This window comes from Bacillus sp. UNCCL81 (genome assembly GCF_900112535.1).
GTDB lineage: Bacteria > Bacillota > Bacilli > Bacillales > Bacillaceae_G > Gottfriedia > Gottfriedia luciferensis_B.
Genome location: NZ_FOMF01000021.1, coordinates 1 through 22,815, shown reverse-complemented (window position 1 = coordinate 22,815; position 22,815 = coordinate 1). Strand labels below are relative to the sequence as shown.

12 protein-coding genes and 3 tRNA genes are annotated in these 22,815 nt (G+C 34.6%); 1 reads left to right on the top strand and 14 read right to left on the bottom strand.

What is annotated here, in order from left to right:
* Positions 1-623: 623 nt before the first annotated feature.
* The 4 genes from BM319_RS23610 to BM319_RS23595 all read right to left on the bottom strand — a co-directional run bounded on the left by BM319_RS23610 (position 624) and on the right by BM319_RS23595 (position 13,456).
* The gene (locus tag BM319_RS23610; protein WP_091024923.1) at positions 624-8,645 is read right to left on the bottom strand and encodes a S8 family serine peptidase; all 8,022 of its coding nucleotides are present in this window, start codon (positions 8,643-8,645) and stop codon (positions 624-626) included.
* A gap of 444 nt (positions 8,646-9,089) precedes the next feature.
* Positions 9,090-10,577 (bottom strand): WD40/YVTN/BNR-like repeat-containing protein, encoded by a 1,488-nt coding sequence (locus BM319_RS23605; RefSeq protein ID WP_069033651.1) that lies wholly within the window; start codon positions 10,575-10,577, stop codon positions 9,090-9,092.
* Between the two features lie 136 nt (positions 10,578-10,713).
* Positions 10,714-12,795 carry a HAMP domain-containing sensor histidine kinase gene (locus BM319_RS23600; protein ID WP_069033650.1) on the bottom strand — a complete coding sequence of 694 codons (2,082 nt, stop codon included), beginning with the start codon at positions 12,793-12,795 and terminating at the stop codon, positions 10,714-10,716.
* On the bottom strand, positions 12,770-13,456 hold the full coding sequence (locus BM319_RS23595) for a response regulator transcription factor (RefSeq protein WP_069033649.1): 687 nt from the start codon (positions 13,454-13,456) through the stop codon (positions 12,770-12,772). Before BM319_RS23595 ends, BM319_RS23600 begins: the two co-directional genes overlap by 26 nt.
* 757 nt (positions 13,457-14,213) lie before the next feature.
* Between BM319_RS23595 and BM319_RS23590 the strand changes: the two genes are divergently transcribed.
* Positions 14,214-15,701, top strand: a complete 1,488-nt coding sequence (locus BM319_RS23590; protein ID WP_084006860.1) for a DNA/RNA non-specific endonuclease — start codon at positions 14,214-14,216, stop codon at positions 15,699-15,701.
* Positions 15,702-15,949: 248 nt separating this feature from the next.
* Here the strand turns inward: BM319_RS23590 and rlmH are convergent, their stop codons facing one another.
* From rlmH to BM319_RS23540, 10 genes are all read right to left on the bottom strand, one after another.
* Entirely contained in the window at positions 15,950-16,429 is a 480-nt protein-coding gene (gene rlmH / locus BM319_RS23585) for a 23S rRNA (pseudouridine(1915)-N(3))-methyltransferase RlmH (RefSeq protein WP_069033648.1), read from the bottom strand.
* A 59-nt stretch (positions 16,430-16,488) separates the two neighbouring features.
* Positions 16,489-16,680, bottom strand: coding sequence for a CxxH/CxxC protein (locus BM319_RS23580; RefSeq protein WP_387325021.1), 192 nt, complete (start codon positions 16,678-16,680; stop codon positions 16,489-16,491).
* Between the two features lie 74 nt (positions 16,681-16,754).
* Positions 16,755-17,549 carry an exodeoxyribonuclease YycJ gene (yycJ, locus tag BM319_RS23575; RefSeq protein ID WP_069033647.1) on the bottom strand — a complete coding sequence of 265 codons (795 nt, stop codon included), beginning with the start codon at positions 17,547-17,549 and terminating at the stop codon, positions 16,755-16,757.
* Positions 17,550-17,551: 2 nt separating this feature from the next.
* A complete protein-coding gene (locus BM319_RS23570) occupies positions 17,552-18,349 on the bottom strand; it encodes a two-component system regulatory protein YycI (RefSeq protein ID WP_069033646.1) in 798 nt (265 codons plus the stop codon).
* On the bottom strand, positions 18,336-19,688 hold the full coding sequence (locus BM319_RS23565; protein ID WP_025569161.1) for a YycH family regulatory protein: 1,353 nt from the start codon (positions 19,686-19,688) through the stop codon (positions 18,336-18,338). Before BM319_RS23565 ends, BM319_RS23570 begins: the two co-directional genes overlap by 14 nt.
* On the bottom strand, positions 19,685-21,520 hold the full coding sequence (walK, locus tag BM319_RS23560; protein WP_029715380.1) for a cell wall metabolism sensor histidine kinase WalK: 1,836 nt from the start codon (positions 21,518-21,520) through the stop codon (positions 19,685-19,687). Before walK ends, BM319_RS23565 begins: the two co-directional genes overlap by 4 nt.
* Positions 21,520-22,224: a response regulator YycF gene (gene yycF, locus BM319_RS23555; RefSeq protein WP_025569158.1), complete on the bottom strand. Its 705-nt coding sequence runs from the start codon at positions 22,222-22,224 to the stop codon at positions 21,520-21,522. Before yycF ends, walK begins: the two co-directional genes overlap by 1 nt.
* 337 nt (positions 22,225-22,561) lie before the next feature.
* Positions 22,562-22,634, bottom strand: a tRNA-Phe gene (locus BM319_RS23550).
* A gap of 6 nt (positions 22,635-22,640) precedes the next feature.
* Positions 22,641-22,716, bottom strand: a tRNA-Asp gene (locus BM319_RS23545).
* A 24-nt stretch (positions 22,717-22,740) separates the two neighbouring features.
* Positions 22,741-22,812 (bottom strand) — tRNA-Glu (locus BM319_RS23540).
* Positions 22,813-22,815: the final 3 nt, after the last annotated feature.

The following is a 22,815-nucleotide window of genomic DNA, read 5'->3' as shown; positions in this document are numbered from 1 at the left end:
AATAACCTTCCTTTTCCCCTTTATTTGCAAAAAAGTAGGTTTTCCTGCTTAGGTGTCACAAAAAGCAAGGCACCACCTAGGAACACACCTTTTCTGTCTCAATTATATCTTATTAATAGTATAACACATTTAAACTACATTTTAATAATAGTATATCACTATTTAATTATATCCAATTAATAGTATATTTCTATTATTAACTGCCCTAAAAAAATTTTTTTCTTTATCTGATAATTATAAACTATTTAAACAATGTAAAAAAGTTAAAAATCTATCATTAAGGTCCTTATTTTAGAAAAATAAAATTTTGACTCACGATTAGTTAGTAAACCCTACCTCTATATAGTAAGCGCTTATTTTAAGTTTGTCTCCTGTACAATATAAAATAACCGAAGGAAAGATTTGCTTATTATTTTAAAATTATTTAATTGAACCAAATTATGGTCTAAATTTACTCTGACTTAAATGATTTAATACAAAAAAGAGACTGTCGAGAAGATCCCGACAGCCTAGTGCGACTCAAAATGAGCCTTTAATTTCTCGTTCGAAAAAATATATTTTCTATTTATATAACAAACCTATTTTTTGAACGTCTTACTTTCTCTGTCAATTCTGCTGATTCATTACTTTCCGCTGTTACCTTTGTGTTTAAACGTAACACTGATTGTATGATTCTTTGTTATATTCGTAAACGTGTACGTATTATTTGTTAGCTTAGTTTCTACTCCGTCTACTTTAAACGATTCAACCTCATAATTACCCTTATCAGGCGTAATTTTGTATGTTTGATTTGCTCCTTCATCTACTGAAAGTATACCACTTGGGCTAATCGTTCCATTGCCTTCAGCTGATGCTACGATTGTGTAAATGATCTTCTTGAACGTAACGTTAATCATGTGATCCTTCGATACATTTGTAAACGTATACGAATTACCAGTAAGATTTGTATTTACACCATCAACAGTAAATGTAGCAACCTCATACCCTTTATTCGGTGTAATCGTAAATGTTTGATCTTTTCCATGATTTACAGAAACATTACCGTTTGGACTGATTGTTCCATTGCTTCCAGCTGCTGCTGTGATTGTGTGTACGATTTGTTTAAATGTTACATTAATCGTATGATCTTTTGTTACGTTCGTAAACGTGTATGAGTTGTTTGTTAACTTTGTATCCTCACCGTCTACTTTAAACGTTGAAACTTCATAACCCTCGTAAGGCGTGATATTAAATGTTTGGTTCGTTCCATAATTCGTAGCAATTCTACCGTTCGGACTAATCGTTCCATTGCTTCCAGCTGAAGCCGTGATGATGTGAACGATTTGTTTGAATGTTACATTGATCGAATGATTTTTTGTTACGTTTGTGAAAATGTACTCGCCGTTTGTTACTGTTACTTCTTGTCCATCAACTTTAACGCTTCCAATCTCAAAACCTGTATTCGGTGTGATTTTGAACGTTTGATTTGATCCATGTTTCACTGAAGTAAAGCCATCCGGATCAATTTTACCGTTGCTGTCCGCTGTTGCCGAAATCAAATGTGATAAATCATCACTTATGATAATCGTAAATGAAGTATCGATATAACCAGGTGCAGAAATTGTAAAATTATAATCACCTAGGTCTTTAAATAAAGAGCGATCAACAAATGTTAGTTCCTTAGCTGTTAGAGTGTACTTGCTAGAATCAACTACTTTGCCATTAAGTGAAACAACAGGTGACGCTGCAAGCCAATCTGAATCTTGATTGTAGTTAATAGTGATTGGTGTGTCTTCTTGAATATAAGCAATTTTAGAAGCAAACACTGGTGGATTGCTCTTAATTACTTGAGTTACCTTTGTATCCGGGTAGCAATAAGCTGTAAACATAATCTCTTTATTACCTGTTGTTGAGAAAGCAGTACCTGGTAGAGTAATTGTAATATTGCTCTCATCTGATGAGATTGTTGTATCCGATTTAGTTGACACTCCATCTACTGTAATATCTCCTGTAACTGCCTTTGTAGCATTTGCCCATCTCATATTTTCAGTATTATTAGGTACTGTAATAATTACTGGTTTATTAACTCCACTTGGCGTCAAACTCGGTGTTGGTGCCGTTCTTTGAACAAATGGTTGAGCGATTGTGATTGGCGTAAAGTAAGGTGATATGAACTTAACGTTCTTATTACCAGCAGCAGTAGTAGATTGTGTTGCATTTCCATCAATAGTTACTGATCCTGTACCGTTTTTTACGGATGTTGTGACATAAGGTTTTACTGATGTAATCGATGATAATTGAAGTGTGATATCACCGTTATCTATCGATTGATCTGACGTCGGTGCAAGTAAAATTGAACTTCTCCATAACGGATTATCATCCCCATTAATATAGTAAGTAATGGTATCACCAAACTGAGGTGTTCCTGCAGTTGACGAAGGTGCAATTACAGGTGCAGTTTGTGGTGTAACAGTTGCATTTACATTAACGTCAGCATAACCCGGAGCTGAAACAACTAAACTCCTTGAAACTGCAGCTCCACCATTTGTTCTTACTAAATCATATGGAATCTTTAACGTTCCTGATGCTTCATCAATCACAGCTCTAGTTTTGATTGAATTGCCGCCAAATTTAATATCACCGCCAGCCTTCATAACAGATATCCAATCAGATGCAGCTGCACCTGGATTAAATGTCATTACAAGGTCTTTTCCAGCATAAATCGTACCTGCCGGACTTGTAAGTGTTACCCCTTGTTTGTAGAGAGGTTGATCAACAGACGTAGTTTGGTAATTTGATGCGATTATATTAATTTTTATACTACCTGGAGCAGTGATTAGCGCTTCATCAATCTTAATTGGTGTTCCAGGAGCACCTACTGTGATTTTATTAGCTTCAAAATCCGCTCTATTAATTGTAGTACCGCTAATTTGAATGGCTGTAATCGCATCTCTCCACGCTTGTGTATCGTTTGTAGCTCCAACTCCAATTGAGATTGGAGTTGAATTGCTATCATTAAAATAACGATTTGCTTCAGCAGTCAACGTTGGAGAAGAGAACGCATTAATTCTTTGTGTGAATGAATACGAAGTGTAATTGTCAGCTGAGATTGTAATCTTCCAATCCGCACTACTCGACGATGGCGTCGTGAAAATACCTGCTGGGATAGTAAAGTTAAATGTTGTTGCGTTTGCTGGCGTCAATTGGTTAAAGAGTCCTGCTAATTCAGCTCCGGTATAGTTTTTAACAACATTATTGTTAGGGTCAGTTATTGTTATTGAATTAATATTTGGCTGCCAAATATCACGATAGTGCGCAGCTGTTGAGCCTGTTGTATCTGATCGAGTGTATGTCAACGCTTTTCCGATTGTTGCAACGTTGTTTGGTGATAAAAGTGAAAAGCTGTTTCCTATACCATCTAGCATTTTGAATTTTAAAGAACGATCCATATAACCTGGAGCCTTGAACACGATTGTGTGGACTCCTGCTTTTTTGAACAATGATGGATCAAATTCATATTGTCCTTTGTTAGATACTACTTTTTCAATAATCGAATTTGTTGAAACGCCATTATATGAATTCGTAGCTGCTTTTCGGTCGACTCCATCAATCAGAATTTGTCCACCAGCTCCGTCTACAGCAGTTCTCCAAGCTGTATCTTCAATTTGTGTAAGAGTAGTAGCGCCGTTTACAGGGTCTGGTGTTTTATAGCCTACAGAAAATAATTGAAACGGATTTATTTTTCCATAATATACAAAAGCGGTGCTATCACTTGTTTTAATATATGGCACTGGTTTTACAATAGTGTTAAAAGCAGTAAGATCTGAACCGCTTGGTAAAGTGCCAAATCCAGTGATTGTTGTTGTTTTACTTGTAGTTAAAACGATTTTTCCTTCTAAAGTTGATGCATTTGGTGCAGTCGTATTGTATTTTCCAAAGTTTTTGATGATGTATTCAAAGTCGCTATAGTCAATTGTACCGTCGAAGTTAAAATCAGCATTTCTTGTGTAAGTTGATGGTGTACCAACAAAGCTATTGTAAGCTGCACTTTCATTCTCAATGTCTTTCATATCAATTACATCGTCACCATTTACATCACCTGCTAGCATGATTGCATTCGGAACAGAATAACTTCCTCCCGCTGCGTAATTATATTGCCCTGCAGTATTAACAGCTAATGTTCCATAGAACGTTAAATGACCTGGCATTTTCATTGTAAAGTTGTATGGTTTGTCTCCTGCTTGCATAGGAAGGTCAGTTGTGAATAAACCAGTCTGAATAATTCCTGGATTTGCACTTGAAGCGCTGGCTGTAGTATCCTGAGCTATTGACAATTTAGACGTAATACCACCTGCATTAGGATCTTCAAACTTAACCTCAACCCCCGAACCATCAGCTGTTATTGGCGTTGATCTACCGAATGAATTAGAAGTCGGATAGTTTTGGAAACCTTCCGGTCTAATACTTCCACTAATATACGCTGAGCCTTTAATGTAAAGTTTTTTATCTAGGAATGTAGGGACTCGATCCATTCCATTTTTCCCACCGTCATACGTTGTGATTTCCGGTATATTTGCAGAACCAACAAGCCATAAAGTATCGTATCCCGCATCGTTTGATACTTTGTATTTAATGTCAAGAAGAGGCATTTCTTTAGCAACACCACCACTCATTGTGTCCGTTGTATTTAATACACCTTGAGCTTGTACATCTTTCGGAAGATTGAAACTGAATATAAAATCTCCATTTACATCCGTGTCTTTTTGAATCCAAGTCTTATCAGCTGTAAGACCCTTTGTTGCTAAAAAGGCTTTGTATTCCGGACTAAAATCAATATCATTTATATCCGCAAAAGGAAGGCTATCAATATAGAACTTCGCTCCAACAAGATTTTTAGGATATTTAATAGATAATGTTGATTTAAAGTTATCTCCTTTTGAGACTAATGTTTTATCAACAAGGAAGTTAGGATCGACTCCATTTAATGTAGTTGAACCCGGCGAATCTAGTCGCGCAAATCGATTAACTACATACTCATTACCTTTTTTAACAAAATAATAAAATTGTCCTTGCGTTTCAAGATTACCTGCAAATGAATAATCTTCAGGATAAATTCTGAACTGTACACCGTAATTTTCTTTTAATGGGTCATCAGAAGTATTCACAAGGTCTTCTTTACTAATACCAAATTTAAATTGTCCATCACCACTAGGGGAAAGGAAATAGTTGACGTACGGTGCTGAGTTTGAATCACCAACCATTCCGTCAATTCTACCTAAAGACTGACTTACATTTGTATCAGTATCATAGTTAGGTGGTGCTGGGACTTGCGTTTCATGTCCAACGTTTTTCATATAATCAACATTTGAATCGTAAGCTTTTCCTGAGAACCACTTTAACGCCCCATCTGTCATAGGACCATTGGGGTCAATTTCATAAATGCCCGGTTCACTACCTTTATCCATTTGTACCGTTGGGGCGGTGTTATCAACATAAACTGTGCTGTTTTTTTCATATAACTGACCAGTAGTAGCGTCTAAAGCACGAGCTTGTATTGTATAACCACCTTCTCCAACTTGCTTTTGAGTTGATTGTTGTTGTGTAAGTTTAACTGATAAATTAGGATCATCCTTAGAAATAGGATCTTTATAAGGGTAATAATTACCATTAAGTAATAACGGTGCATAAACCAAATTACCAAGAGTAAAAGCAGATAGATTAAATGTAGCAATATATCCGATATATTTACTTCCTGTTATATCCATAATATAAAGCCTAAAACCAAATGAAGGATCTAGTGGACTTTTTACTCGAACCTCTGCCCAAGATTGAGGAACAACAGCAAATGTATTAGGATTAAAATTTTTATCGCCACTTAACGTAAAAGCTTTTCTTTGGATTCTAAAATCTAGTCCTCTACTTTGAACATTAATTGCAAGAGGCATGCGGTAAGTTTCATCAGGATTAGCTTGATTAACAAAGTTAATATATGCCTCGTAATATCCACTTGCAGCTGAAGTAGGAGCAGTAAATTTTACTGTAAGATGAATAGTTCCTCCTGCTGGAACTGTAATTGACTTTATTTCAGTCTCAGGTGATGTTGCATTACTTATGCTAATTTTAGCACCTTGCTCTACACCATCTTGTCCATCTGTCATGAACGCATCCTTAAAGAAAGCGCTCGATCCGTTGAAGGTCTTAGCAGCATTTCCGTTATTAGTAATATACAAATCGCCTGTTTTCGTAACAGAACCATCTACTGAGCGAGCAGTATAGCCAAACGAAAATGAACCTGTTGTATTTGCTATGTTAATAATATTTGAACTTGATGAATCATCAGTTGATGAGCGTGATTGAATAAAATCCTTTACCTTAAATTGCATATCAGAATGCACCGCTTGATATGGATCGGCTTTACCAGAGCCGATTTGGAATAAACTTTTTTGTGAGTCTATAGGATCAGCCGTTTGCATCAATGCTACTTTGACATCCTCAGGCTTATAGTTTGGATGAGCTGATAAAATCAATGCTGCCATACCAGCAACATGAGGAGTAGCCATTGATGTACCTGACATTGTTTGGTAATTATACGAATAATCTTTGCTATTTGGTTCCCAGATATCATAAGGAGCTGTTGAGAAAATATCTACACCTGGTGCAACAACATCAGGTTTAATTGCTAATGAACCTGTAACTGGACCGGTTGAACTAAAACTAGCAAGTGAATTCCCTGGCATTGTGAAATTTCCAGCATTCGATACAGATATTTTCTTAATCGTACCGGCCTTAAAAGCATTATAGAATTTTGTTCCATCTTTATTGCCTATTTGCAAAGTGTAAACCGTACTACCCATAGAACCAAAATAAAATGGATAAAACCCCTGATCATCAAATAGAAGATTAGAATTGTCCGATGGATTCCACAAAATCATTGCCTTAACATGTTCATTAGTCGCGTACTTCATTAGTTGGTCCATAGATGAACCACCGCGCTTGACAAGAACAACTTTATCTTTAACATCAATATTTTTATTACGAAGATCATCATACCAAGCAGGTGTGCCGTATCCAGCATCTACGATATCATACTGAGTCGATCCACTAAGCTTTGAATTCGATTCCGAAAAATCCTTTCCGATTAAACGCGTATTTGTAATCGCAAATGAATCTTCCCCTGATGCTCCATACGAATGGATGTCAAACGTTGGAACTTGAGTAGGTGTAGCAATTGCGCCGACAGTTATTGCCTTAGCTGCTGCACCCGGAGTTCCTACTGTTCCAGCACCTGGCCCAGAATTACCAGCAGCAATAACTGCAGTTACTCCAAGGTCAGAAATATTGTTAATTGCAACAGCATTAGGTGACAATGAATCATTATAAGCTGCACCAAGTGATAAGTTAATTACCTTACACCCATCCTTATATGATTGCTCAATCCCTGCGATAACTGCCTCATCTGTACCACCGTGAGGACCTAATACACGGTAAGCATATAACTGAACTTCAGGAGCAACTCCTCTAACTGCATAAGGAGAACTACTTCTTGATTGACCTGCAATTGTTCCAGCTACGTGGGTTCCGTGAGAAGTAATATAATTATGGTAATCTGTTGGAAAATTCGGGTCTTGTTGATCAGATGGAAGTGAATCATTGGCATTCTTTGCAGTTAACCAGTCAGAATATACCGTTTCCATCGGGTCATTGTCATTGTCTACAAAATCCTTACCGCCTTGATATTCTCCAGCAATATCTGGATGATTATAGTCAAGACCTGTGTCAATAACGCCGACCTTTACGCCTTTCCCTGTGATGTTTTCATTTTGTAAATCATGTATTTTTAACCAATCGAGAACTGCTGTTTCACCAGATTGTGGGCCTTCTGGACCCGGAGGTGGAACTGTTCCAGACTGCGTATTAACTGCTTTTTCTGATACGGAAGAGCTATCTGAAGTACTACTTGCTGATTGTATGTTAGATCGATTTGAACGAATAGCAGGTAATACATTTGGATTTGTTTTTTGATCAGAAACCTTTCCGTCACCTGTTACGCTCGCTGGAACATCGATTAATTGAGAAGCTGGAATTGGCGCATATTTAACATTTTGATAGACACTCTTTACGTAAGGTAATGCCAATATATCATTAAGTGAACTTTTAGGAATTTTGACAGCTAACCCGTTAAATACTTGAGTATACTCTCTTCCTATATGAATAGAGCTAGATTCGCCTGCTGCTTTCAATTTTTTAGACTCATTGCTAACGAAACTCTTAAAGTCACTGTGTGTTTGATTTACTTCTGTTTGAGCACTTTCTAACGTAACAGCCGGCGTGCTTTCTTGATTAACAGAAAGTTTTCCAGAAATTGCATTCTTCTGTTGATTTTGCATTTGAATTGGGGCTGGATCAACATTAAATTGAATAATTAAATCTAATTGATCCGAAGAATTTAATAGCTGTGGATCAAATTGAAGCTTCTCTAAATATAAATTTTGCAATTGTTGCGTTTGAGTCAAGTCAAGTTTGCTATTACTGTCAGATTGGACAGCTTTACTATCATTTGCAGTTGTTCCACCTGTCATGGCAAACGCCGGAACTGTGTATCCTAGCAGTGTGGAAGTTGCAAGAAACGTTGACATGACCATCTTTTTCATTTTTCGATGACTCATACCTTTCTCATTTCCCTTCTTTACTTTAATAGATAGAGCAAAAGCTCTATTCCCCCTTAACCATTTCTCCCCCTTTGATGACTGAATTTTAATAGTTTTTAAAATTTTATGACAAATTAATTGCCATTCTTCATTATAATTGGGGTATTATAGACAGTAAATTGGGGAAATTTAGCATAAAGTGAAGAAAGAACTTTGTCAGATTTTGTTAATAATTTGGAGTAATCTTCCTGTTGTTATTGTTTTACATAAGTATTTTATATGAATGGATTTGGGGGAATTTGTGAATTGTCATTCTACAAATTTTATAGATTTACATTTTTTGGATTAAATTAGTAATCCTTTTCAGCTTTTTCTCTTGCGATTCTATCTCTACTCGCAAGTTAAGAACATAAAAAAAGATCTCTCAATTTTTTGAGAGATCTTTCTACATTCTAATCCGATCTATTTTTTAATTTCCTGGACAAATTTCCAAGTTTGCCCTTTATTCTTTGATTGATAAAGTTCGCTACTATTCCCGTTATAATCCCCATCTGAACCTTGACCAACCAACATGCTTAAAACTCCGCCCATCATAAATGGCATACTTGGTGTGTCAAAAGGTTTTATAGCCTGTCCATTGTTCAACTTTACTTCATGAGATGTATAGTTTACTTTTTTGAAAGTTTTGCCCCCATCGTCTGTGCGGTATAAGGTTCCTTCATTACCGGATGGATTAACTGCTCCTAAAAATCCGAGTTTGTCATCCAAAAAAACGATGCCCGAAGCGCCACCAACTGTTCCGCTGTATGGGTCATTATTAATAATAGTCCATACATTTCCACCATCAGTGGTTTTGCTTAATGAATAAAATGTGCTTCCTAATGCTTTATCTGCAACATTTAGTTTATAACCAACTTCTTTCGATAGAAAAAACTGTTCCTTTGTATTAGTTTGCTCGTCTTTCTTCTCATCTGAAGTAGGTTGTTTTGGGGTAGTAGATGGTTTGCTCCATTTTGGATTACCTATTAAGTTATACCTAGCAGGTGTAATCTCTTTTTCCATCCCAGGGATAAATAAGGATACTGTATAGCCAATGATTTCATTACTTGCTGTTTCCGGACTATATTCTTTTCCATCCTTATCGATATTGATGATTCCATTTGTATTGTATCCCCAATTTCTTTTACCGTAATAGATCAATCCATACTGACTTTCATTCCATTTGCTAACTGCTTTTTTAATTGGAATCACATTAGCGGTTTCAATTAAAGGATCTAACAGTTTGTCATCATTATAATTAGGAGCGGCATAACCGTGTAAATATACGGTAATATTTTCTGACTTATTTTTATCATAAGTTATTAGAAAGCTTTCTTCTTTTCCATTGTCATTCTTCCCATAAACAAATGTATCAAAGGATGTAATTAATCCATCTGAATTAAATTTAAGGGAAAAATTATTTTCCATATATAATTTCTTGGGTAATGTATGTTTATTATTAATATCTTCAAAAATACCTTCTACGCCATATTGATAGATATTGTTATGCTCAAATTTAATTGATCTTTGATTTTTTAGTCGTTCTATATACCACGCAAGTTTACCGCCAAAATTAGTCGCACTTTTATATATGTTCGCTCCGTAAAATAATGTAATAGCAACAAACAAGACAATAGAAATAAATTTCCATACTTTTAAGTCTGATAGTTTATTCGGTTTACGCTCGCTGCCTTTTATAACTCTTATTATGGTAAATAAAATGACCAATATTAATAGGGCTATGCTTACTAATAAAATAGGTAGATTTTTATCAATACTTCCATACTTGCATATTGAAGCTAACTTTAGTCCAAAAACCCAGTATCCAATTAAGAAAATCGGATTTGTTAATAATGTTATAAGTGTTCTTTTTACTTTTCCCCTCAATCTATAAATCCCCCCTAATTGAATTTGTCGTTCTATTCATCCATTCTAAGTATACTTTGTTTTCCTGGATTTCTGCATGACTCGTGATTTACCTCCTTGTCTCCTTCAATAAAAAAGCACCCCTATTTGAACAGGAGTGCTAGATCTTAATTATTTGATCTTAAGAAATTAAACTATTTTGTTTAGGTATTCGAATCATCGCCTTAAATAAATCACCGTCAACTTGAATTGAAAACTGCCCTTTTTGAATTTCAATTAGACTTTTCGCTATTGAAAGACCTAAACCGCTACCTTGGCTATTTCTCGATTCATCGCCTCTTTTGAATCGTTCCATTAGTTCATCAGCCGAAATATTTAATTCATAAGCAGAAATGTTTTTGAAAGTTAGAAGTATATCATTCCCCATATCTTCTATATCAATATATACTCTTGATCCTCTGAGTGCATATTTAAATATATTAGATAATAGATTCTCTATAGATCTCCATAATAGTTTTCCATCCGCTGTAACAAAGAGTTTATTTTTGGGATGATTTATTTTAAATGTTAAATCTAAAGCTTCTACTTTTGCATTAACTTCACCCAAGCCTTGGGTTAATAACGATAAAATATCTATACGCTCAAGATGAACAGGAATTGTTCCACTAGACGCTTTGGCTGCTTCAAATAAATCATCAGTTAATAGCTTTAATCTTTGCGATTTTTGATCCAAAACTCCTACATATTCTTGTATTTTAATAGGGTCCTTTTCCTTTTTTAATAAGTCAACATACGTAATAATTGACGTCAATGGTGTTCTAATATCATGTGATACATTCGTGATAAGCTCAGTTTTCATCCTCTCACTCTTTAGTTCACGATTAACGGCTGTTTTCAAACCATCTGTAATGGTATTTATATTATTAGCAAGACTTGCAAACTCACCTTTCCCATCTACCTCTATATGGTGATTGAAATCGCCTGCTTTTATTTGCTCGATGCCTTCTTTAATTGCATTGAATTTTTTTACTTGTTTATATGCAAACCACGCAGCAAAGCCGATCGTGATTGGGAATATAAAAAATGTTAACGCAATTAAGATTGGATAGCCAACTACAAGTAAAACCGTTTTAACACCAGTACTGCCACTATTATAGACATTTTTAATAAAAGTAAAAAACTTACTTAATGAAAGATAGATTAATGTATGTTTTAACAGTGTTCCGTTTTTAATCTGTTTTATGATTGATAAAATTAGCACTAGTGCCACGATCAGAAACGGAATTGTAAGGAAAAATACTAACTTATTAATGACCTCTATTGTTAGCATGTCTACTAATGCTACCCAAGAGGAAATTAGAGCCATTATCAATACAACATTAACATCATTAAATAATTTATCAATTGTGTTTAAATGAAGTTCTCGATCATTAAATGCTTTTCTACCTATAATAAGTGCTAAGTACACAAAAGATGATAAGAATCCGACTGTACATCCTATAAACAGAATAAATGCTTTCGTCGCAATTGACTTATCTTCTTTCCATTCTTTTATTTTTTGATTCAAAGCATCTTGCGTGAACGCTATAGAAACTTCCATATTTTTTTCATTTAACTGATGTAAATTTCCGGTAATCCAATTAAAACGCTTATTCTTTTCAATTGTTGCTGGATAAATTTCTGTTTTATAATTTTTATAAATTACATAGGAAGGGTTCCCTTTGAATTGGCCTTTTAAAGTGTTATTTGTAAACTCATTAACTCCATCAGTGGCATAATATAATAGATCTTTCTTTTCTCCTAAAATTTGCATTAAACCTTGATATCTTTTTAAATCATCCGTTACCATCTGATTCTTTGCTTGATTAATTTCTTTTGTATAAGCCTTTTTAAAGTTTTCAAAGTTTTCTTCTTCACTTAAACTTGGATTATATATTTTTGACCTCTCCGTAAAGTCGGGATATAAAGATTCTTCAATTGATCTCATATCCTCTGTGCTAATTGCTCCACCCTTTGAAATATTCTCTTCACTTTTATACTCAACTACTAACTGAGTCAGGCTAGTAATAATTGGTTTAACTTCTTGCATATAGGATTTGCTGAGAAAGTAATTATCTTCAAAGACTATTCCAAAATCATCGTCGGTTAAAGCCTCTATATTTGCAATCGATTTTAATATACCTGAAAAGAAAAGAACAACAAGCGTAAATACAATTATTTTTGTAGTTAACGAATGACTATATTTTCTCGACCTTATATCCAACTCCCCACACCACCTTCAAATATTTTGGTTCTTTAGGATTTATTTCGATTTTCTCTCTAATTTTTCGTATATGGACTGATACAGTATTTTCGGGATTAAAAGCCGTTTCGTTCCATACTCTTTCATAAATTTCTTCAATTGAAAATACCCTACCAGCATTTTCAGTCAAGAGCTTTACAATTTTATACTGAACTGGAGTAAGATGAACAACTTCCCCATCAATTGTAATGATTTTACTTTCATCATCGACTGCTAGCCCTCCACTACGATATAAACTATTCTTTGTTTCAAGACTACCTAAGCTTGTATATCTCCGCAGTTGTGATTTAACTCGTGCGATGAGCTCTAAAGGATTGAATGGCTTTGTTATGTAATCATCTGCTCCTAAATTTAAGCCTAAAATTTTATCAGAATCCTCGGACTTCGCAGACAGCATAATGACAGGTACTCCATAACTTTCTCTGATCTTCATCGTAGTCCGAATCCCATCTAGCTTAGGCATCATAATATCCATAATAATGAGATGGATTTCCTGATTTTCGATGATTTCCAGAGCCTCTACTCCATTAAAGGCTTTGAACATGCTGTAACCTTCATTTTCTAAATAAATACAAATAGCCTCTACAATTGACTGATCATCATCGCAAACTAATATGTTCATGTATTTCTCTCCTATTTCCCTTTTTCAAAATTTTATCACCTCTTTATTTTTCATGTAAGAAGATGATATCAGTAAAATCTTAATAACCTCTCTATGTAAATCTTAAGATTTTCTTATGATTATAAAAAATCAATAATGGCTCTCATATATAAAATCAATTAAAATCCTCTTATTTTCCATAAGAGGTACGCATTTTTCACTCATTATTTTAACTAATTTATGGTAACCACATTGTTAGAGTTATAATAAAAGATTTTTATCTTTTTACAAAAAATTAAAACTATTCCAAATTTAATTATGCTATTGTGGAAATAGGCAAATTAAATGATTACAGATTATAGATCTAAGTCATACGGTCTATGTTTTGTGAATAGATAAGAAGTTGATCTTATGATTTTTTGCCCATATCATATTTTCGTTTGTAAAAAAAAGCAAAACTACAAAAAACACTTAAGGAGGTGCTTAAAAGGCTATTTAGGATTACATAGACCGGTAGCAAGATAATTTACGTAAATCCAACTTTAAACAGTATTTTTTTTTGCTTAATTTCAAAAAGGTCGTTATTTTTTCACCTTTTGTATTGTACATATTGCATTGCAGAAACTAGGGTACACAAAGAATCTTCAACCAGAATCTCATCATTTGAACCAACGAATAATTTGTTTTTTACTTCTCTTTAACCATGGGCAATTAATGCTCTTACTACTCCATTCATTCAATAAATCAATTTTAAAACTTATTAGGAGGTTTTTGTTATATGTTAGAAAGTCGATCTGAACAAAAGATTAGATTATCTAAAAAAATTAAAGGAAATCTTAAGAGAAATACAGCGCTTCTTGTTTGTACTAGTTTAGTCTTTTTAGGTGGTACGTTTGGGAATTTATTTAATAAACCCGCACAGGCTGCTGTGGGAACCCATGTTGTGATCAGCGAAATTTATGGTGGTGGAGGTAATAGCGGTTCTTCCTATAAAAATGATTATATTGAACTTTATAATCCGACAAATTCAAGTGTTAGCTTATCTGGATGGTCTATTCAATATGCCTCTTCTACTGGTGCATTCAGTAACATTACAAATTTATCAGGAAGCATTGGAGCACATCAATATATATTAATTAAAGAAGCAAGCGGCGGTGGCGGAACGATTGACCTTCCAACTGCGGATGTTACAGGTACAATCAACTTAAGCGCAAGCAGCGGAAAAGTTGCATTAGCTAAAGCTACGACTGCGGTATCAGGTTCAGCTGATTCAAATGTCGTGGATTTTGTTGGTTTCGGCTCTGCAAATGATTCAGAAACTACACCAGTAGGTACTCTTTCTGCTACAACAAGTGTAGAACGTAAGGACAACAATGGTGGAACTGCCCAAGGCCAAGGGAATGGTTGGGACACGAATAATAATGCTAATGACTTTGTGAATACGAGCAGTATAGTTCCTCAAAATTCGTCTTCCACAGCAGAACCTTCAACAGAAACACAAACGGGCACTGATAATGATCATATTGGATTAGGAAACCCAAGTGGCGCAACAAGTAATACATCTAATTCTAATAATTATCTAATGGTTAAATCTCAGTATGATCTATCTTACAACAATAGCAAACACGAGCCTAACTGGGTTAGCTGGCATGTAGGTTCATCTGATCTTGGAAGTGCCGCTCGTCAGGATGATTTCCGTGCTGATACAACATTGCCATCAGGCTGGTATCAAGTTACTGCTAGTGAATTTTCAGGAAGCGGATTTGATCGAGGTCATATGTGTCCATCAGCTGACCGAACATCTACTGTTGCTAACAATTCAGCAACTTTTCTAATGAGCAATATGATTCCACAAGCTCCAAACAACAACGAAGTTACTTGGGCAAATTTAGAAGAGTATAGTCGTTCACTTGTAACTGCTGGAAATGAATTATATGTAGTATCTGGTGGCTATGGATCAGGAGGCACTGGGTCTAATGGATATAAGACTACTGTTGGGAATGGCGTTGTGGTACCAGCAAAAACATGGAAAGTGATCGTTGTATTACCTAATGGAAATAATGATTTAAGTCGAGTTACAGCTTCTACGAGAGTAATTGCTGTAGTCCTACCAAATGATCAAACCACTTCTAGCCATCCTTGGAGTTACTATAGGGTAAGTGTAGATTCTATTGAGTCTTTGACTGGTTATGATTTCCTATCTTCAGTGCCTGCAAACGTTCAAAGTGCCATTGAAGCTAGCGTTGACAATGGTCCTACAAATTAAGTCTAGAGAATCGTTTCTTCACCTCTGATAGGAAATTAGCCTATATACATAGAAAAGGGAATGTGATCCAACTTTTTGTGGCACATTCCCTTTTCTATTTTACTGCTTATACCGTTAAATAACGTTGAGATTTATTAATTTTATCTTGCATCCTTGACATCTCATCATTTAAATATGACAAGATCAAATGTTGATTTAACAACATTCTTGCGTCTTTTTACAGAAGATTAATTTTAATAATTTCCTTATTATTTATGATACGGCTCATTCCTATTAATTCTAAATGAACGATAAATTTGCTCAACTAAAACCAACTTCATTAATTGATGTGGAAAAGTCATTTTTGAAAATGACAATGTATCATCCGCTCTTTTCATCACCGCATCACTTAGACCTAATGACCCACCAATCACAAATGCTACTTTGCTGTTTCCATATGTGGCAAGTTGATCTATTTTTTTTGCTAGTGATTCAGATGTATGTTCCTTCCCCTTAATAGCTAGTGCAATTACATAAGCATCTTCTGCTATTTTACTTAAAATTCTTTCGCCTTCTTTTTCCTTTACGATTAGCATGTCTGCATCACTTAAATTCTCTGGTGCCTTCTCATCTGGGACTTCGATAATATCCATTTTTGCGTAACTAGATAATCGTTTTATGTATTCATCGATCCCCATCTTTAAATACTTCTCTTTTAACTTTCCAACACTGATAATTGAGATATTCACACTATATCCTCACTTTACGAACAAGTTATACACAAAAGTTATCCACATACCCACAATTTCTATCCACATTTAGTGGGGGAATCTATGTTCGATACAATATATATGGCATCATTTTGACAATATTCACAGGTTGTGGATATATTATGCGTTTTTTCGACTTTATTCAACAGGGGTGTTTCACTATACTTATCCACAAAATCGTCAAGAGCCCATTCTATGTGCTCATCACAGCTTAAAATTATTTTTTCCACTTATACACAGCTCCTTTTTTTAGCACAAAAAAAAGAGGAGAAAGTAAACTCTCCCCTTAAGTATGCGCTTTGTTTTATACATACACTATATCTGTTGGTTTTTGAGGGTCCGTATCATGAATTTCAAATTGCATCCCAACTTCAAACCCTTTTCCCTCTAATGTTTGAGTAACAGACATTCTGGCAAGCTCTTTCATATTATTATCTTGGCTTAAATGAGCAAGATAAATACGTTTTGTTTTGTCCCCAATTACATCTGACATTGCTAGTGCAGCATCCTCATTTGATACGTGACCAACATCGCTTAAAATACGGCGCTTAATGCTCCATGGATATCTACCCATGCGTAACATTTCGACATCATGGTTACTTTCAAAAATATACATATCTGCGTTAGAAATGATCCCTTTCATTCGGTCACTTACATAGCCTGTATCCGTAATTGTAACAAATTTTTTCTCATTATGATGAAATACGTAAAACATTGGTTCAGCAGCATCATGTGATACACCAAATGATTCAACTTCAATATCCCCAAACTGAATCGTTGTTTCCATGTTAAAAATGAACTTTTGCTCTGTTGGAATGTCTCCAATTAAATGGTTCATTGCTTTCCATGTTTTTTCGTTCGCGTAAATTGGGATTTGATATCTTCTGGCAAGAACTCCAAGTCCTTTAATATGATCACTATGCTCATGCGTGACTAGAATGCCGGAAACTTCTTTTATATCCCTGTTGATTTCTTTAAATAAAGACTCCATCGCTTTACCGCTTAGTCCTGTATCAACTAAAAGCTTAGTTTTCTCCGTCCCAACGTATAACGCATTTCCGGTACTTCCACTTGCAAGTACACTAAAATGCAGACTCATCGCTATTCACTCCATTGTTCTTTATCTATCTTAATTATTTGTCCCTCAATAGCATTTACAAAGTAATCCTGCTTTTCATTGACAACGATATGCCATGCTGGTGCTATGAATTTAACTCCATTCGATAACGGGATTACTGTATAATAGCCAAAATCAACTTTTGTAATTCGATCACTCGGTTTTAATTCATCTTTAACGAATAAATTTTCAATGGCTTTAATTGCTGGTAAAGCTTCTTGGACATTCTTTTTATCGATCATTTCTTTTAAGTTTTCTAAATATCTTTGGCGATACCCATAAATCTCATTATTATCGTTATACTTTATTTCAACTACTGAGCTTTCGATATTATAAATTACGCGATCTTTATAGGTTTGACAGAAGTATATCGTTTTTGACGTTGGATCTATTTGACAATAATGATAGTTACCACCATTCCAAACATACTCCTTCACGAAGTTCTCTAAGAAGAGTATTTTATTTGTCTCTGCAATTGGAACTGGTTTTTTTAATTGACTTTGTAATACATCTTTATAGATTTGTATATTCTGTCCTTTTCGATCAGCAAAATTTTTCTTCGAGAAATCCTTACTATTACCTGATATATAAGATTCCTTTAAAGAATTTTTAGGTAATGTCACATATGTGATATCATTTTCCTTTAATTGGTCCTCAATACTCGATTCCGCCATCGTATCAAACTGATCACTACTTCGCTTTTGATAATATTGAATCGCTAAAAATAAATCTAATACTAAGAAAGTTAAAATAAATATTGTTTTGATTCTACTCCAATCCAACAATATTCACCCCAGTTCTACTTAGCATATCTTGATCAATCTTCTTATAGGTATCATCATAATTTATGATCCAAACAGGTTTTAACAGGATTGCTCTGTTATAGTACGGTTGATTGATTGTTGATTTATCTTCATCAAATATCGTCTCGTACCCTAAGCTAATATCCTTTATAAGGGATTTATTAATAGACTTATTATTAGATATGATGTCCATAATTTGTGAACCTGACATTAACTCCATTTCACTATCCTTCTTGTCCACCTGGATTCTAAATTTATACAATGGACGCTTAAAGGTTTCTATATCGTCTACTCCCCAACTCGTCGTAATTGTTGAATTATTATACACAGGTAAATTATTTACAAAAAGTCTAAATGAAACTTCATTATTCTCAGGTTTAACACCAGACAAAATATATCCATCAGTCCAGCCACCATGAGCATTAATAAAATCAACACTTCTTTGGACTAATAAATTAGGACTTTGATTATTATTGTTTTCAGGTGTTGTCGGGTTAACAAATGAAATCGCTCGATTTAATGGTGAAACTGACATTAGTCTAGTACCATCTGTGAATGTATCTCCTGAATCGGTACTTTCTTTTCGGACATTTGATGGATCACTAAATATAGCATCTTTTAATTTATCAACATCAATATCCGTTGTAAGATACTCCATCGTAGTTAGTTTGATTGGTTTTTTAGGTAAATAAATTATTTTACCTGAATCTAACTTATATCTTAAGCTTTCAGTAAAGCTTTCGTAATTGTCTCGAATCTTTTCAACAGAAGCAATAATTGAAGAGTTATCAAAGGTTGCTCCATAGAGAATACTTTGTGCTTCATTTGAAAAATAAATCCTTGCTGAAGAATCCTGTTTAGTAGATAAATTGATGATGATTCGGTCAAATAAAACATTTTGTAATCGTTTTGCATCTAGATTAAGAACTTTACCTAATGTCTCTACTGGCACTACAGTTGGAAAAATAATTTCTAATTTATTTTTTCCTTTTGTAATTGACTGGTAGGCAACTTCAGATGTTTTATTTGTCAGGTTTTCAAAATTCGTGATTTCGGATTTCTGCAATGATCTATAAATTGGTGATATATTCCCCTGTTTAGTTGTTTCATAATTCTTATTTGATTCATGAACAACTAATAAATTCGGAATTACTATGTCCTTAAAGTCTCTTTTTGCACCAATCGAAACTTTTTGGACATAGTCTTGATTTTGAAGTACATCGTATGTTGGTTGATATGACCATAAGCTATATGAAAGAACTAAGCTTACGATAACAAGAGTAGTTAATACAACTGATTTTATATGTTCTCTTCTCATTCCCACTCATCCTCTTGGTCATCAGCCACTGGAAGTGTGAAATAGACTGTTGTACCCTTTCCTTCTTCACTTTTAGCCCATATATGACCATCGTGCGCATAAATCATTTCTTTTGCCAAAGCAAGCCCTAGTCCAGAGCCCCCAACTTGTCTCGATCTAGCTTTATCTACTCGATAGAAACGATCAAATATCTTTGATAGATTTTCTTTTGGAATTCCCATACCTTCGTCAGTTATACTAACTAATATTTGATCTCTAGACTCTTTAATACGATAAGTTACAGTCCCACCTTCTGGTGAATACTTTAATGCATTTGAAATAATATTATCTAACACTTGTGTAATTCTATCTTCATCTATAAATACAAATCTTGTCTTACTTATAAACTCACGTTTGAACGATACTTCTTGAGACTTACTCATTTCATGTCGATCAATTATCCGATTAAATAATTCCGTGAAGTTAACCCAATCTTTCATTAAACGATATTCAGTACTATCTAACTTAGATAATTGTAATAAGTCATTTACTAATCGAATCATTCGTTCTGTTTCATCTTGAGTTACTTGTAAAAACTTAGGTGCAATTTCTTTATTCTCCCAAGCTCCATCTGACAATGCTTCTAAATAGCTTCTCATCGTTGTTAACGGTGTTCTTAATTCATGTGACACATTGGAAACAAAATCTCTTCGTTCTTGCTCTATTTTTTCTTGTTCAGTTACATCATAAAGTACAGCGATTAGACCATTAACTTTACCGGATTCTTTTTGAATAGTTGAAAGACTCGCTCGGATAATCATTGGTCTCTTATTATTACTATAATCTAACATGATTGAATCTGGCTCATCGTATAAATCATCTAAAGTATTAATCTTTTCGATTCCCAATACTTCTAAGATTGATTTATTTAATACTGTTTCACGTGAAACATTAAGCATCGTTTCAGCTGGATCGTTTAAGAGAATAATTTTCCCTCTACGATCAGTTGCGATAACCCCATCTGACATATGCTCTAGTACTGATTGAAGCTTTCTTCTTTCTCCATCCGTCGAAGCTCTGGCTTGCTGTAAATTACGAGATAGATTATTAAATGATATCGTTAATTCACCAATCTCATCTTCACTATAGGCCTTTAATTTGCGAGAGAAGTTTCCTTTCGCCATTTCTTGGGCCTGTCTTCTTATTTCAGAGATTGGCTTTGTAATTGCTTTAGCCAATAGTATCCCTAATATGGATGTAATCGCTACTGCTATAAGTGTACCAGTTGAAAAAATACGGTTAATTAATTCCATTCTTTCATAAGTACTTTCCATCGAAGCACTCGTGTAAATGGCTGAAACAATTTCGTCACCTTCCATTACTGGGGTAACAATTGTTTTCATTCGATGACCATTTTTAGGATCAATTAATACTTTCTCAGTTCTAGTGCCTACTAATAGAGCTCTCTTTACTAAAATATCAGTAGTCCTTTTACCAACAATAGACCGATTACTAGAATCTGAAGTTGCAATGACTTCACTATTTTGGTTAATAACTCTTACGTCTGATATTCCGATATTCTTTCCAAAGTCGGAAACTATTTTTTGGATATTAGCTTTTACTTCTGGGTCATCAAGAGTTTTCTTTTTTTCATACTCTATTTTTATATTATAAGCCAGTAGCTTAGCACGTTCGTTTATCGCAACTGTAAAACTGTTTACGAGTTGCTTTTCAAGCTCTCTTGAAAAATAAACGCTAATAATTTGCATAGCTACTAAGATGAGTAAAATATAAACAAGTACAAATTTAAATACAATTGATTTAAATAAACCAACTTTATTATAAGCTGCCATTAATCTTGCTCCGGATCACGCAGGTAATATCCTACTCCTCTTCTAGTTACAATGAAAAGTGGATAACTTGGATTGTCCTCAATTTTTTCACGAAGTCTTCGAATTGTTACATCGACAGTTCGTACATCTCCAAAATAATCATAACCCCAAACAGTTTGAAGTAAATGTTCTCTCGTCATAACCTGTCCAATATGCTTCGCTAAGTAATATAGTAATTCAAATTCGCGGTGAGTTAATTCAATCTTCTCGCCACGTTTAGTTACGATATAAGCATTTGGATTGATAACAAGCGAGCCAATAATAACTTCAACTGACTCCTCTTTTTCAGATGGAGCTCCTGTTTGGTGTCTACGTAAATTTGCTTTTACTCTGGCAAGCAACTCGCGTGTGCTAAATGGTTTTGTTACGTAGTCATCTGCTCCCATTTCTAAACCTAGTACTTTATCTAATTCTGAGTCCTTTGCTGTAATCATAATGATCGGCATTTCATGGTTCTTTCTTATTTCTCTACAAACTTCTAAACCATCTCTAATTGGTAACATAATATCTAATAAAACTAGGTCAGGAAGAAACTCATCTACTTTTTGTAATGCTTCCTCTCCATCATACGCGCAAACAATTTCAAAACCTTCTTTTTCTAAATTAAACTTCAATATATCAGCAATTGGTTTTTCATCATCGACTATTAATATTTTTTTATTCATTCCCCGCACTCCTTTTCTAGTCAGTTTTTGCTACCATCAATTCTATACATATCTTTTGCAATTTAATATTAAATTAGGCAACAAATAAACTTATCATAGCAATTTCGTTTTGTGGACTATCTCTCTAAATATAATACGACTACCATCTTACGTGTTATTCTTTTTGTATATAAACACTAGATTTTCGAAAAAAACCTCTAGCTTGTTGCTAGAGGTCTACTCCACTTACTTCTATTTTAAATTAAGTAGGTTTTTTTGTAAAATCGAACTGATTTATTCTATTTTCATAAGGTCGATATAAAATAAAAAACTACTGTATATACAGTAGTTTTTATGATGGCTCGGGACGGAATCGAACCGCCGACACGAGGATTTTCAGTCCTCTGCTCTACCGACTGAGCTACCGAGCCATTATATGGCGGTCCCGACCGGGATCGAACCGGCGATCTCCTGCGTGACAGGCAGGCATGTTAACCGCTACACCACGGGACCAAGATAATTTTATTTAAAAAAGGATGACCCGTACGGGACTCGAACCCGTGTTACCGCCGTGAAAGGGCGGTGTCTTAACCGCTTGACCAACGGGCCACA

Bases quoted from the DNA above. Each gene is read 5' to 3' on its own strand.
- BM319_RS23610 (WP_091024923.1), bottom strand. From the start codon at position 8,645: ATGAGTCATCGAAAAATGAAAAAGATGGTCATGTCAACGTTTCTTGCA.
- BM319_RS23595 (WP_069033649.1), bottom strand. From the start codon at position 13,456: ATGAACATATTAGTTTGCGATGATGATCAGTCAATTGTAGAGGCTATT.
- BM319_RS23590 (WP_084006860.1), top strand. From the start codon at position 14,214: ATGTTAGAAAGTCGATCTGAACAAAAGATTAGATTATCTAAAAAAATT.
- yycJ (WP_069033647.1), bottom strand. From the start codon at position 17,549: ATGAGTCTGCATTTTAGTGTACTTGCAAGTGGAAGTACCGGAAATGCG.
- BM319_RS23565 (WP_025569161.1), bottom strand. From the start codon at position 19,688: ATGAGAAGAGAACATATAAAATCAGTTGTATTAACTACTCTTGTTATC.
- walK (WP_029715380.1), bottom strand. From the start codon at position 21,520: ATGGCAGCTTATAATAAAGTTGGTTTATTTAAATCAATTGTATTTAAA.
- yycF (WP_025569158.1), bottom strand. From the start codon at position 22,224: ATGAATAAAAAAATATTAATAGTCGATGATGAAAAACCAATTGCTGAT.